Genomic DNA, 13,891 nt, shown 5'->3' with positions numbered 1-13,891 from the left:
GGGGGTGGGATGGGCTACTCTATGGTCCGGTTTCGGATGGCGTTATGGCATGAACTTGCTATTCTCGCATTCAGCCATGCGGAAACACGTTGACCCCATGATTGCCGCCTCACCGCCCCCCGAGGCCGTTCGCCGCCAAGTCCGGGTGCGGGGCACGGTGCAGGGGGTAGGGTTCCGGCCGTTCGTCCATCGGATCGCCCACGCCCATGGCGTGACTGGCTGGGTCTACAACGACGACGACGGCGTGCTGATCGAGGTCGAGGGCGCGCCGGACCTCGTCGAGGCGTTTCTCGCTGCGCTGGTGGCGGAGGCCCCGGCGGCATCGGTGGTCGATGAGGTCACGACGGTGGTGGTGCCGATCGCGCAGGCCTCGGACTTTGTCATTCGCGAGAGTCCGGCCCGCGCCGGCGGTACGGTGCCCATCTCGCCCGATCTGGCGACCTGCGCCGACTGCTGGCGCGAGTTCAACGATCCGACCGACCGTCGCTATCGCTACCCGTTCCTCAATTGCACGCAGTGCGGGCCGCGCTTCACGATCGTGCTCGACGTGCCGTACGACCGCACGCGCACCACCATGCGGCAGTTCACGATGTGCCCGGACTGTCAGCGCGAGTACGACGATCCGACGAGCCGTCGCTTTCACGCGGAGCCGAATGCGTGTCCGGTGTGCGGGCCCTCGCTGGCGTGGTATGCGCCCGGTGGGCCCGATGTCCTGGCGCGGCGTGAGGAGGCGCTCGCGCAGGCGCTCGCTGTGCTGCGCGCCGGCGGCGTGATCGCGGTGAAGGGGATTGGCGGGTATCACCTGGTGTGCGATGCCACGAACGAGCAGGCGGTCGCGACGTTGCGCGCGCGCAAACATCGCCCCGACAAGCCGCTCGCCATTCTCGTCGGCTCGCTCGACACGCTGCGCACGTTTGCGCGGGTAAGCGAGGGAGCGGCTGCGTCGCTGACGTCACCGGCCCACGCCATCGTGCTCGTGCCGCACGCCGCCTCCACCCCGATTGCGCCCAACGTCGCCCCCGGCATAGACACGATTGGCGCCATGCTGCCGTCGCTGCCACTGCACGCCATGCTGGCAACGGTCGGTCCGCTCGTGTGCACCAGCGGCAATCTGTCCGACGAGCCGATCGCCTGGCGCGATGAGGATGCCCGCGCGCGCCTGGCCCCGCTCGTCGATGGGGCGCTGGCGCACGATCGCCCCATCGAAGTCCCCTGCGACGATTCGGTCGTGCAGATCGGTCGTGATGAGCGCGAGCGACCGGTGCGCCGGTCGCGCGGGTATGCGCCATTTCCCCTCGCGGTGCCGTTGGGTGACTATGCGTCTACGCGGGTGCTCGCCGTAGGCGCCGAGCTCAAGGCCACCGTTGGCGTGTTGCAGGGCGCGCGCTGCTTTCTGTCGAGCCATATCGGTGATGTGGCGAGTCCGGACACGCTCGCTGCGCTGACGCACGCGGTGGCGCACCTTGAGCGGCTGCACGATGCGCACCCCGAGCGCATCGCCTGTGATGCGCATCCGGGATATCTCTCCGCCGCCTGGGCATCGCGCGAGGCCGCCGCACGCGGACTCCCGCTGGTGCGTGTACAGCATCATCACGCGCATCTCGCCAGCCTGATGGCGGAGCACGGCCTTACCGATACCGACACGCTGTTCGCGTTCACCTTCGATGGCACCGGCTACGGCCCCGATGGCACCATCTGGGGTGGCGAGGCGCTGCTGGGCGGCTATCGGAGCTACTCGCGCCTCGCGAGTCTCACCCCCTTCCTGCTCGCTGGTGGCGATGCGGCGGTGAAGCAGACCTGGCGCACGGCGCTCGGTCTGCTGCACGCCCTCGGGATCCCCGTCGACGACGCCACTGCGCTCGACGCGACGCTCGAGCCGGCCCAGAAGCGGGCGCTGGCCTGGCAGCTGGCGAAGGGGATGGGGTGTGCCACCACGACCAGCATGGGGCGCCTCATCGATGCCTGCGCCGCACTGGCGGGCGGCCGTCGGGTGGTGAGCTACGAGGGGCAGGGGGCCATCGAGTTCGAGGCGCTCGCGGCGGGTGCCACCGCGGCCGATTCGGCGCCGCTGGCCGGGCGATATCGGATGCGAGTGGAGGAAAACCCTGACTCCGGCCCCCACGCGCCGGCCCGCATTATGGACGTGGCGCCCCTGGTGCGCGCCCTGCTCGCCGACGTGCGCGCGCAGGGACAGCCCGAAGCGCCGTCACCGGCGGACATCGCGCGCGCCGTCCACGAGGGGATTGCGGCTGGCATGGTGGAGGTGGCCCGGTACGCGCGGAACGCGCACGGGATACACGCCGTTGGCCTGACCGGTGGCGTGTTTCAGAATCGCCTGTTGTCTGACCTGGCCCGCACGGCGCTCGTCGCCGAAGGATTCACTGTGCTCGAGCATCATCGCGTTCCCAGCAACGACGGCGGTCTGGCCCTGGGGCAGGCCATGATCGCCGCGTGCACCGATCTCTCGGGAGCGGCGTGATGACCGAACTCCTGCTGCCGGCGCTCGGCATCGGCTTCGTGGTGGGGTTCCGCCACGCGTTCGAGCCGGACCATCTCGCGGCCGTCACGACCCTCGCCACACGGGAGGGCGGCATGTCGCACGCCGCGCGGCTGGGGGTCGCCCGGGGAATCGGGCACACGGCGAGTGTGGCGCTCGTAGCCGTCGCCCTCATTCTGCTGGGCATCCGGGTCCCGGAGCGCTTCTACAGCACGGCCGAACTCGGCGTCGCCACGCTGCTCATCGTGCTGGGGGTGGGCTCCCTGTGGGTCGAAGCGCGGCGGCATCGCCATGCGCTGGGAGAGCCGCACCACGCGGCCCATTCGCATCATCACTCGCACGTGCACACCGCCGAGGTGCGGACGGCGTCACGGGCGCTCGGGTTTGGGCTCGCGCATGGGCTCGCCGGCAGCGGCGCCGTCGTGGTGCTGCTCGTGGCCGCCTCGCGCGATGTGCGCGAGCAGTTTGCCTATCTGCTCACCTTTGGCGTGGGCACCATCGTGGGCATGTCGCTGGTGAGTTTTCTCACCGGCACCGCCACCGGCATGGTCAGCAAGCGCAACGCGAGCGCCGCCCGCTACGTGCGCCTCGGCGCGGCGGCGATGAGTGTGGTTGTTGGCCTCTCACTCGGCGCGGGCGTGCTGGCTGAGCTCCGCTAGCGCGCGCGCTCCAACTTGACGCGACTGTAGGCGATCTGAAATCCCGCGCGCTGCGCGTTGCGTTGCGACGCGCTGCCGGGTGCGGTCACCATCATGGCGAGGTCGGCGCCCTGCTCCATGGCAAACGCGAGGCGCGCCATGAGCAGCAATCGCTGCGCGCCGTGACCGCGGAACGCGGGAATGGTGCTCGCGCCGGCCAAGAGCGCGACGCCCTCGTGCAGGTGGAGACTGCCAGCGGCGATCGCGTCGCCCCGATACTCCACCAGAAACGCGTGCGTATCCTGGGCCGCCGCACTGACCTCGCCAAAGCCGCGCACGAAGTCCGCGAGTTCCGGTGTCTCTGCCCAGCCGCGGGCCGACGTGTCCGCCCAGCGCCCGACCTCCGAGGCCTCAATGCGACGCACGGACATCGAACTCCCGACGCCGCCCCCCGAGCGTGGGAGTCGCTGCCACAGTACCGCGGACCACTCGATGGGTCGATAGCCGCGTCCGGTGAGGTGTGCGAGCAGTCCCACATCGGCGGTGGTGGCCACCTCATGACTGGTCGCCGCCCCCCGTTCCGTGAAGAACGCCTCGAGCACGTCGAGCTGCGCCTCGCGCGCGTCGGTCATCGTGCCGAGGCCGAACGTCTGTGTCAGCGGCGAGCCCGCGCCGTCGAACATCGCCCAGGTGCCGTCGACGTCGCACCAGGTGGCGCCCACCTCGGGCGCGAGCCGGGCGCGGGCTTCGACGAACGCCCGGTTGGCATGGGCTTCGGCGCGCTCGAGCCGTTGGGCGAGCGCGCGATCGGAGAGAAGCAGGTCACGCATGACGTATATTGTGCCGATGCTCGTCCCCGTGCTCGTCCCGATGATCCGTCAGCTCGAAGAGCCCGCTCAGCGCTACACCGGCGGCGGGCTCCCCAAGGGCTGGATCATGATCGTCATCAGCGTGGCGCTGTACATCCTGCCGTCGCTGCTCGCCTGGAAGAACGAAAGCCCGCGGCGCACAAAGATCCTGCTCATCAACCTGCTGCTCGGCTGGACGGTGATCGGCTGGATTGTGGCGATGATCATGACCTTCGCCTATGTCGCGCCACCCGCGGGCGAGACGGACGTGCCGCACGAGCCGGGAACTGGCCAGTAGGAGAAGCCGCGAAGGGACACGAAGGCGCTACGGCACGAATACGCAGCTTGAACGCGCCGGGATCGTCAACGCCGTGCCACTAAGCGACGCACACGCCTTGAGGACATCGGATCCGATCGCCGGCACCGGGAGTGTGACTGTCGCCGGGGTGTTCGCGTTGTTGATCGCCACTACCACGGTGCCGCGGCGATAGACGAACTGCTGTTCGGTGGCGAGCAGGTGTTCGATCTTGCCCGTGCGCAGCGCGGGGGTCTTGGCGCGGAGCTGCAGCAGCGTCTGGATGTGCGTCCACACGCTCTGCTGATCGGCGGTCCGACCGGCGGGGGTGAAGGCATTGGTCGCGTCGCCCGGCCAGCCGCCGGGGAAGTCGCGGCGGTTGTCCGGATCACCACCGCCGGGCATGGCGATCTCGTCGCCGTAGTAGAGCATCGGCGTGCCGCGATTGGTGAGCAGGAGCGTGTACGCCAGCTTGAGTCCGGCCACCGTCGCCCCACGCTCCCCCATGAACCGCGGCTCGTCGTGCAGCCCGAGCAGCGTCACCATCGCGTTCGGATTGGCATAGAGGAAGTCGCGCGACAGCATCTTCACCACTTCCCGCAGCGAGCCGCCGCGGGCGAAGGCCTCGCGCATCACGAAGTGCATCGGGAAGTCGAACATGTAGTCCACCCCCGTCTTCACGCCGTCCGGCGTGACATGCGTGCCTTCGAAGTACGCAATGTGGGCCGGGTCGCCGTCGAGTACTTCACCCACCACGTTCATCTTCGGATACTGCTTCTTGATCGCGGCCATCCAGTCGCGCCAGAACTTCACCGGCACGTACTGCCACGTATCCTGACGGATGGCATCGATGCCGCTGACGCCGGCCCACCAGAGGGTGTTCTGGATGATGTACTTCGCGACCTCCGGATCATCCTGATTGAGATCGGGCAGGATGTTCACGAACCAGCCGTCGAGCACCGTTTTCGTCATGGCCAGATTCGCGGCCTGGTCGCGCAGCGTCCACGTCTGCCAGTCGTTGTTCGGATGCTGGGCTTCGGTGCCATGGAACCAGGTCGGCGTCGGCGCGTCCTTCACCCATGGGTGATAGGGGCCGGTGTGGTTCGCGACCATGTCCATCACCAGCTTGATCCCCATCGCGTGCGCCTCATCCGTCAGCGCGCGCAGCTCAGCGAGCGTACCGAGGTGCTCGTCCACGTTGTAGAAGTCCACCGCGCCGTAGCCGTGATAGCCGGTGCTGGTCTGACCATCGTAGACCTCCTTGGTATCCTCGCCGTCGTTCTGATCGTACACCGGCGTCATCCAGAGCGCGGTGATGCCGAGCGACTTGAGGTACGGCAGCTGCTTGCGTACGCCGGCGAGGTCTCCGCCGTGGTACCAGCGCCGCTTGGTGCGATCGAGAATCCCCGGCGACTTCTTGGTGCGATCATTGGTGGTATCGCCGTTCGCGAACCGATCGGGCATGATCAGATAGATCACGTCATCGTTCGAGAAGCCCTGAAAGCGCCCCATCGTGGGGAGCTGGGCGCTCACGGTGAAGGGTGCCTTCGCGCTCCCCTGTGCCGTGGTCAGCGTGATGGGATAGTCACCCGGCTTGATCGTTGGCGCGATGCGCACATCGAGCATCGCGTAGGTGCCGGCCGCATTCACGGTCACCGCACCGCAGACCAGCGGCGCACACGACGCGCGTGCGCCCGCCAGGTGCGCCCCGCGCACGAGCACGCGCACGGGGTTGATGCTGTGGTTCGCCCACCAATTGGGCGGTTCGACCTTGCTGACACTGGGCGCCTGCGCCCTCAGCGCGCCCGCGCTGAAGGTCAATGCCAGAGCGATGCGGCGGGACGCTCGAATCATGCGCCTATCTCGTTTCAGGTTGCTTCACCCGCAGCACCAGCAGCGCGGCGAGTGCCATAAAGGCCCCGCCAGCCACCACGGCCGCGAGCCGGTTGTTGTCGAGCACGTTGTTCATCACCCAGCCAAAGCCGAGCGACGCGACGATCTCGGGGAGGACGATGAAGAAATTGAAGATCCCCATGTACACGCCCGTCTTGCCGGCCGGCAGCGCGTTGGCCAGCATCGAATACGGCATGGAGAGCGTGCTCGCCCACGCGATGCCCACCCCGACCATGGACAGCATCAGCAGCCACGGCGTGTGGATCACGCTCACCGACATCAGGCCGATCGCACCGGCCGAGAGGCAGAGCGCGTGCGTCACCTTGGCGCCCCGCAGCTTGGCGATGGGCGGCAGGAAGAACGAGAAGAAGAAGCACACCACCGAGTAGGCGGCGAAGCAGAGCCCGGCGTAGGCGACGCCTTCCTGATAGAGCGGCGACTGCGCGTCGGGGGCGCCGAACACGTTCACCGCCACGGCCGGCCCGAAGTAGAGCCACATGCAGAAGAGGCCAAGCCACGTGCAGATCTGCACCAACGCCAGCTGGCGCATGGTCACCGGCATCTCGCGAATGGCGGCGAGAATCTCCCGCGCACCGGCCGCCAAGCCGGCGCTCTGCGCCTTTTCACGTTCGAAGGCCGCCATATCCTCGGGCGGCTTTTCCTTGGTCGTCAGCACCGTATAGAGCACCGCGCCGAAGAACGCCGCCGAGCCCACCATGAACGACAGCCGCACTGCCTGCGGAATCGTGCCCGGGGCGCTCGGCGCCACGCCAAACCAGTTGGTGAGCATCCACGGCAGCGCATTCGCAATGGAGGCGCCTAGACCGATGAACAGCGACTGCATCGCGAATCCCCGCGTCCGCCCTTCCGGCGGAAGCAGGTCGGCCACGAAGGCGCGGAACGGCTCCATCGACACGTTGATCGAGGCGTCGAGCACCCACAGCAGCCCGGCGGCCATCCACAGCGCACTCACCTGCGGCATGATCAGCAGCGCCAGCGAACTGAGGATCGCGCCGATCATGAAGAACGGGCGGCGGCGACCGAAACGCGGCGACCAGGTACGGTCGCTCAGATGGCCGATCACCGGCTGCACGAGCAATCCCGTCAGCGGCGCGGCCAGCCAGAGCATCGGGATCTGGTCCGGCTTGGCTCCCAGATACTCGTAGATGGCACTCATGTTCGCCATCTGCAGCCCCCAGCCGAACTGAATGCCGAGGAAACCGAAGCTCATGTTCCAGATGGCCCAGAAGTTTCCGGGCCCGGGGTCGCGCGTGGTGGTGTTCACCGTTCGTACGTCACCGCGAGCTCCCGCAGGCGCTCGGTCAGGTGGGGCGTGAGTTGCTCCCATGTGAAACGGAACCCCCAGTTGCCGGATTGGCGGCCAGGCAGGTTCATGCGCGCCTCACTCCCGAGGCCGAGCACGTCCTGCATCGGTACAAGCACCGTGTTCGCCACCGAGGCGAGCGCCGTGCGGATCAATACCCAGTGCATGTCGCTGCCGTCGGTGGCGAGATAGCGCTTGGCGAACGCCTTCTCGCGGTCAACTGCATCGGCGGAGCGGGTCGAGTCGCCCTCGCCCGTGGAGCGCCACCAGCCCATGGTGGTGTCGTTGTCGTGCGTGCCGGTGTACACCACGCGCTCGCGAATGTAGCGATGCGGAATGAAGTCGCTCGACTGGCCGTCGAACGCGAACTGCAGGATGCTCATCCCGGGATAGCCGAACTGCTCGCGCAGCTGCTCCACCTCGGGGGTGATGAGCCCCAGATTCTCGGCGATGATGGGCAGCGGGCCGAGCGCCGATGTGAGCGCGTCGAAGAGCGCTGCGCCCGGTCCCTTCACCCAGCGGCCGGTGATGGCGTTCGGCGCGTCGCCGGGGATCTCCCAGTAGGCCTCAAAGCCGCGGAAGTGATCGAGGCGCACGACGTCGAACATCTGGAGGGCGGCCCGCATGCGGGCGATCCACCAGGAGTAGCCCTCGGCGTGCATCCTCTCCCAGTCATAAAGGGGATTGCCCCAGAGCTGTCCGGTTTCGCTGAAGTAGTCGGGCGGCACACCGGCCTGCACCTTGAGCGTCCCGTCGGCGTGCAGGAAGAACTCGTTGCAGTTGGCCCAGACGTCGGCCGAGTCGTGCGCGACGTAGATGGGCACATCGCCCATGAGCTGAATGCCGCGCTGCTGGCAGGCGCGATGAATGGCGCCGTACTGCCCGAAGAACACGTACTGCTGCTTGTGGATGCGCTCGATCTCGGCCTTGAGCTCCACATCCCAGCGGGCCATGGCGGCGGGCTCCCGCTGGGCGGCGCCCGCCTCCCACTGGGTCCACGCCACGCCACCGTGGGCCTGCTTGAGGGCCATGAAGCGCGCGTAGTCGGGGAGCCAGTGGGCTTCGCGCTGGACGAACGCGCGCACCGCGTCGTCGTACGGCACGGTATCGAGCCAGCGGGCCAGCGCCTGCTGCTTGCAGGCGATGACGTGGCCGAAATCCACCTGGTGGGCGGGGAAGTCGCCGCTGTAGCCCGGGACGTGAATGAGGAGCGGATTGCCGGCGAACGCGGAGAAGCACTGGTAGGGCGAGTCGCCGTAGCCGGTGGGCCCGAGCGGCAGCACCTGCCAGATCTTCATGCCGCTCGCGGCGAGCCAGTCGATGAAGCGAAAAGCGTCGGGACCGAAGTCGCCGATGCCCCCGGCACCGGGGAGCGAGGTGGGATGCAGCAGGATGCCGGCAGCGCGTGGGAACTTCATGGCAGCAGAAAAGCGGCGGGCGAGGTAGGGGAGGGAGCTCGCAAGCTTGTGCGCGGGACGCGGAATCGCCAGCGGGAAAAATCATGGCTCGGGTCATGAAACCGATTACCAGAAAAACACTTGCACGACTTTGCGCATGAAAAGGTTTACTTGCCCCTCATCGGCGAAATCATTCTTGACAACACTGTTCCCACTCCGTTTCGTGGCGTGCGTTCACCCGCCGAATCGACTCACCTTCCCCCCGAGTCGGACGCAGCAGTCCTTCGATGCTTGGACTCCCGTTCAGGATCATCGAGCGAATGCCGTTACCAATCCCTCCCCGTTTCCCCACCCTGGGTGCGACGCGCCCGTTGCGTTCCGCGACGCGCACGCGCATCCGCTCTTCAGCACCCCCGGAGGTTCGTTTCATGTTCGTTGGCGCCCGTTGGCTACTCGCCGCGGTGACCGCCGTCGGACTGCTTAGCGCCCAGCAGGTCTCGGCGCAGGGCAGCACCGGCCGCATCACCGGTCGCGTCGTCGAAACATCATCGCAGGGCCCCCTGGCCAATGTGCAGGTGCTCGTGGTCGGTACGACCGTCGGCGCCCACACCCGGCCGGACGGTGGCTACGTGCTCGTCGGCGTTCCCGTCGGCACGCAGAAGATCCGCCTCAGCCGCATCGGCTACGCCGCCAAGGAAGTCTCGGTGAGCGTGCAGCCCGACCAGTCGGCCACGGTCGACGTCTCCCTCGACGCCCTCGCCGCGCAGCTCGCGGCCGTCGTGACGACCGGCTACGGCACGCGCGAAGCCCGTGATCGTACGGGCGTCGTCGAAACCGTCACCGAGAAGACCTTCAACACCGGTCGCGTCATCAACCCGGCCCAGCTCATTCAGGCCAAGGTCCCCGGTGTGCAGGTCGTCGACAACAACGAGCCGGGCGGTGGCATGGCCATCCGCATCCGCGGCGGCACGTCCATCAACGCCTCCAACGAGCCGCTCTTCGTCATCGACGGGGTGCCGCTCCAGATCGGCGGTGGCGTGTCGTCGGGCCGTAACCCGCTCAACTTCATCAACCCGGGCGACATCGAGAGCATCTCGGTGCTCAAGGACGCCTCGGCCACGGCCATCTACGGCTCGCGCGGCGCCAACGGTGTCGTCATCGTCACCACCAAGCGCGGCTCGATCGGCACGCAGGTGACCTACGGCTCGTCGTACTCGAGCTCGTCGATCATCAAGAACCTCGACATGATGTCGGCGGCGCAGTATCGCGCGGCGATGCAGCAGTTCGCGCCGGGCAATGTGAGCCGCCTCGGCTCGGCCAACACCAACTGGCTCGACGCCATCGAGCGCACGGCCGGTGGGCAGGAACAGAACATGGCGGTGTCGGGCGGCAAGGACGCCATGCGCTACCGGCTGTCGCTCAACTACCTGAACCAGGACGGCGTGCTGCAGGGCACCACGGCCCGCCGTATCGCCTCGAACTTCAACTACAGCGATCGTCTCTTCAACGATCAGCTCGAAGTGAAGACGAGCCTCAAGGCGTCGAAGAACGACGACTTCTACACGCCGGGTGGCGTGCTGGGCAATGCGACGGCCATGAACCCGACGCAGCCGATCAAGAACGCCAACGGTACGTACTTCCAATGGTCGGATCCGCTCGGCGCGAACAACCCGCTCAGCGATCTCGGCCTGGTGACGGAGCGCGGCAACGTGTTCCGCACGATTGGCAACGTCGAGACGCGCTATCGCATCCCGCACGTCGAAGGACTCTCGGTCACGGCGCGCGCCGGCTACGACTTCACGCAGTCCACGCGCACGTACTTCTCGCCCGCCACCGCGCAGACCGACATCGAGTCGAGCCGCGGCGGCCGCTTCGACCAGAACAACCCGCGCCAGGTCAATACGGTCTTCGAAACGTTCGCCAACTACGCGCGCCACTATGACGCGTACAAGAGCGACGTCGACTTCACGACCGGTTACACCTACGAGCAGTCGAACGGCTACTACCCGTCGATGTTCGCCCAGAAGCTCTCGACGAGCCTCCTCGGCATCAACGGCATCCCGGGCGCCGAGACGTACGGCAACTTCCTGGACGTGCAGGACGCCAAGCTGATTTCCGGCTTCGCCCGCCTGAACTACACGCTGAACGACAAGTACCTCTTCACCGGCGGTGTCCGTCGTGACGGATCGTCGCGCTTCGGCCCCGGCAACCAGTGGGGTGTGTTCCCGTCGGCCGCGTTCGCGTGGCGCGTCATCGACGAGCCGTTCCTCAAGGACAAGACGCCGCTGTCGGACCTCAAGCTCCGCTACAGCTGGGGTGTGAACGGTAACCAGGCGTTCGGCAACTACCTCTTCGTGTCCACCTACGGCACGTCGAATGGCCAGGCGCTCGTCCAGTTCGGCAACTCGTTCATCAACATGATCCGTCCGAGCGCCGTTGACCCCGCCATCAAGTGGGAGCAGACGACCTCGAACAACATCGGCGCGGACTTCGGCCTCTTCTCGAACCGCATCACGGGGTCGGCCGAGTATTACGTCAAGAACACGAAGGACCTGATCTTCAGAGTCCCGGTTCCGGCCGGTACGAACCTCTCGAACTTCGTCACGACCAACATCGGCAGCCTGCAGAACAAGGGCTGGGAACTCGGGCTGACGGGCAAGGTGTTCGAGGCGGCGAAGCAGGGCGCCTTCAGCTGGGACGCGAACCTGAACCTTTCCAGCAACACGAACAAGGTCGTGAAGATCAGCGGCGCCGGTTCCGACGCCATTCTCACTGGCGGAATCGCTGGCGGCGTGGGCAACACGGTGCAGGTGCTCAAGCCGGGCTACCCGGTGAACTCCTTCTACGTGTACCGCACGAAGAAGGGCGCCAACGGCCAGCCGGTGACCGGCAACGTGGCCGACAAGGACATGTACGTCGACCAGAACGGCGACGGGAATATCAATTTCGATGATCGCGTCGTCTATAAGAACCCGGCGCCGCGGCTCATCATTGGACACACGTCCAACATGGCCTGGAAGCGCTTCGACCTGTCCCTGACGGCGCGCGCCTACCTCGGCAATTACGTGTACAACAACATCTCGTCCAACCTGGGTAACTATCAGGTGCTGAGCGGCAACGCGCCGGCGAACGTCCATGCCAGCGCGACGAAGTACAACTTCACCAAGCCGCAGTACTGGTCGGATGTGTACGTTGAAGAGGCCTCGTTCCTCCGCCTCGACAACATCACCCTGGGCTACACGTTCAAGCAGGTCGGCGGGCTCAACAACCTCCGCGCCTTCGGCACGGTCCAGAACGCGTTCACGAGCACGAAGTACTCGGGCATCGACCCGCTGGCGGGTGTGAATGGGATCGACAACAACATCTATCCGTTGTCGCGCACCATTACCGTCGGTCTCAACGTCGGCTTCTAATTCCGGTCACGACCTATGACGATTAACGCTCGCAAGCTGCTCATGGCCACCGCGGTGCTCTTCGCCCTCGGGGCGTGCACCGACGTGACCACCGAGCCCAAGAGCTCGGTCACCAGTGCGAACATCTTCACGGATCCGGCGGCGTACAAGCAGTTCCTCGCCAAGATCTATGGTGGCCTGACGCTCTCCGGTCAGTCCGGCCCCGCGGGGAGCGGGGACATTGCCGGTCTCGACGAAGGCTTCTCCCAGTACGTCCGCCTCTGGTGGCAGATGGAGGAGCTCCCCACCGATGAAGCGGTCATCGCGTGGAACGACGGTCCGCTCCAGGAGCTGAACACGCAGATCTGGGGCTCGTCGAACTCGTTCCTGGGCTCGATGTACTATCGCATCTACTTCCAGGTGGCGATGGCCAACGAGTTCCTGCGTGAGACGAGCGACGCGAAGCTGGCCGCCCGCGGCCAGACGTCGCTCGCCGCGACGGTCAAGCAGTACCGGGCCGAGGCGCGCTTCCTGCGCGCCCTCAGCTACTGGCACGCGATCGACCTCTTCGGCGATGTGCCGCTCGTGACCGACGCCGACGCCATTGGCAAGACGGCGCCGGCCCAGGCCAAGCGCGCCGACGTCTTCACGTATGTCGTGAACGAGCTCAACGCCATCCGCGCCGATCTCCCGGCCGCCGGGGCGGCCGAGTACGGCCGCGTCGACCAGGGTGGTGTGGCGATGCTGCTGGCCAAGCTCTACCTCAACTCCGCGGTGTACACGGGCACGGCCCGCTACACGGAAGCGCGGACGGAGGCGGAGAAGGTCATCGCGGGCTCGTACCGCCTCGACAACAACTTCCGCCGCATCTTCTCGGCCGACAACCACACGTCGCCTGAGATGATCTTCCCGATCCCGCAGGACGGGAAGAAGACGCAGAGTTACGGCGGCACCACCTTCCTCACGCACGCGTCGGTCGGCAATCAGATGAACGCCGGCGACTATGGGCTGGATGGTGGCTGGTGGGGCCTGCGCGCGAAGCCGGAAGCGGTCGCCCTCTTCCCGGCCGGCGGCGAAGACAAGCGCAACAACTTCTTCTTCCGCTCGGGTCAGTCGCTGTCGATCGACAACATGACTGACTTCACGCAGGGCATCGCGGCGCCCAAGTACACCAACGCCAAGTCCACGGGTGGCGTCGGATCGGATTTCGGCTTCGCCGACACCGACTACCCGATGTTCCGTCTCGGCGATGCGTACCTGATCTACGCCGAAGCCGTGCTGCGTGGTGGCGGTGGCACGCGGACGCAGGCGCTGGACTACATCAACCAGCTCCGCACGCGCGCCTACGGCAACACGTCGGGGAACATCACCGACGCGCAGATGACGCTCGACTTCATCCTCGACGAGCGTGGCCGTGAGCTCTTCTGGGAAGGCACCCGCCGCACGGACCTGATCCGCTTCGGCAAGTTCACCACGACGGGCGTCTGGGCGTGGAAGGGCGGCGTGAAGGCGGGCAAGACCACGGAAGCCTTCCGTGCGCTCTATCCGCTGCCGGCGTCGGAGCTCATCGCGAACCCGAATCTCAAGCAGAACACGGGGTACTGATG

The 13,891-nt window shown here is 66.6% G+C and carries 9 protein-coding genes; 5 read left to right on the top strand and 4 right to left on the bottom strand.

The features are described from left to right. Positions 1-76: 76 nt before the first annotated feature. Entirely contained in the window at positions 77-2,479 is a 2,403-nt protein-coding gene (gene hypF / locus K2R93_01540) for a carbamoyltransferase HypF (protein MBY0488498.1), read from the top strand. Next, positions 2,479-3,156: a sulfite exporter TauE/SafE family protein gene (locus K2R93_01535; GenBank protein ID MBY0488497.1), complete on the top strand. Its 678-nt coding sequence runs from the start codon at positions 2,479-2,481 to the stop codon at positions 3,154-3,156. The genes hypF and K2R93_01535 overlap by 1 nt, the downstream gene beginning before the upstream one ends. Here the strand turns inward: K2R93_01535 and K2R93_01530 are convergent. After that, positions 3,153-3,965: a hypothetical protein gene (locus K2R93_01530; GenBank protein MBY0488496.1), complete on the bottom strand. Its 813-nt coding sequence runs from the start codon at positions 3,963-3,965 to the stop codon at positions 3,153-3,155. The genes K2R93_01535 and K2R93_01530 overlap by 4 nt on opposite strands. On the opposite strand from K2R93_01530, the gene K2R93_01525 reads away from it, so the two are divergent. Then, complete coding sequence (locus tag K2R93_01525; protein ID MBY0488495.1) at positions 3,964-4,281, top strand: superinfection immunity protein; 318 nt, start codon at positions 3,964-3,966, stop codon at positions 4,279-4,281. The two genes, K2R93_01530 and K2R93_01525, sit on opposite strands and share 2 nt — an antisense overlap. A 27-nt stretch (positions 4,282-4,308) precedes the next feature. Here the strand turns inward: K2R93_01525 and K2R93_01520 are convergent, their stop codons facing one another. The 3 genes from K2R93_01520 to malQ are packed head-to-tail and all read right to left on the bottom strand — an operon-like array spanning position 4,309 to position 8,913. After that, positions 4,309-6,132: a cyclomaltodextrinase N-terminal domain-containing protein gene (locus K2R93_01520; protein MBY0488494.1), complete on the bottom strand. Its 1,824-nt coding sequence runs from the start codon at positions 6,130-6,132 to the stop codon at positions 4,309-4,311. Between the two features lie 4 nt (positions 6,133-6,136). Beyond that, positions 6,137-7,456 carry an MFS transporter gene (locus tag K2R93_01515; GenBank protein MBY0488493.1) on the bottom strand — a complete coding sequence of 440 codons (1,320 nt, stop codon included), beginning with the start codon at positions 7,454-7,456 and terminating at the stop codon, positions 6,137-6,139. Beyond that, positions 7,453-8,913 carry a 4-alpha-glucanotransferase gene (gene malQ, locus K2R93_01510; protein MBY0488492.1) on the bottom strand — a complete coding sequence of 487 codons (1,461 nt, stop codon included), beginning with the start codon at positions 8,911-8,913 and terminating at the stop codon, positions 7,453-7,455. The genes K2R93_01515 and malQ overlap by 4 nt, the downstream gene beginning before the upstream one ends. Before the next feature lie 407 nt (positions 8,914-9,320). On the opposite strand from malQ, the gene K2R93_01505 reads away from it, so the two are divergent. Together K2R93_01505 and K2R93_01500 are read left to right on the top strand one after the other, a co-directional pair. Further along, on the top strand, positions 9,321-12,305 hold the full coding sequence (locus K2R93_01505) for a SusC/RagA family TonB-linked outer membrane protein (protein MBY0488491.1): 2,985 nt from the start codon (positions 9,321-9,323) through the stop codon (positions 12,303-12,305). Between the two features lie 15 nt (positions 12,306-12,320). Beyond that, positions 12,321-13,889: a RagB/SusD family nutrient uptake outer membrane protein gene (locus tag K2R93_01500; GenBank protein MBY0488490.1), complete on the top strand. Its 1,569-nt coding sequence runs from the start codon at positions 12,321-12,323 to the stop codon at positions 13,887-13,889. Positions 13,890-13,891 lie beyond the last annotated feature (2 nt).

This window comes from Gemmatimonadaceae bacterium (assembly GCA_019752115.1).
Taxonomy (GTDB): Bacteria; Gemmatimonadota; Gemmatimonadetes; order Gemmatimonadales; family Gemmatimonadaceae; genus Gemmatimonas.
The sequence above is the reverse complement of the archived record's forward strand: the minus strand, read 5'-3'. Positions and strand labels throughout refer to the sequence as shown.

What these genes read in the sequence shown, in the direction of transcription:
- K2R93_01520 (MBY0488494.1), bottom strand. Translation starts at nt 6,132, where the DNA reads ATGATTCGAGCGTCCCGCCGCATCGCTCTGGCATTGACCTTCAGCGCG.
- K2R93_01525 (MBY0488495.1), top strand. Translation starts at nt 3,964, where the DNA reads ATGACGTATATTGTGCCGATGCTCGTCCCCGTGCTCGTCCCGATGATC.
- K2R93_01505 (MBY0488491.1), top strand. Translation starts at nt 9,321, where the DNA reads ATGTTCGTTGGCGCCCGTTGGCTACTCGCCGCGGTGACCGCCGTCGGA.
- K2R93_01535 (MBY0488497.1), top strand. Translation starts at nt 2,479, where the DNA reads ATGACCGAACTCCTGCTGCCGGCGCTCGGCATCGGCTTCGTGGTGGGG.
- K2R93_01530 (MBY0488496.1), bottom strand. Translation starts at nt 3,965, where the DNA reads ATGCGTGACCTGCTTCTCTCCGATCGCGCGCTCGCCCAACGGCTCGAG.
- hypF (MBY0488498.1), top strand. Translation starts at nt 77, where the DNA reads ATGCGGAAACACGTTGACCCCATGATTGCCGCCTCACCGCCCCCCGAG.
- K2R93_01500 (MBY0488490.1), top strand. Translation starts at nt 12,321, where the DNA reads ATGACGATTAACGCTCGCAAGCTGCTCATGGCCACCGCGGTGCTCTTC.
- malQ (MBY0488492.1), bottom strand. Translation starts at nt 8,913, where the DNA reads ATGAAGTTCCCACGCGCTGCCGGCATCCTGCTGCATCCCACCTCGCTC.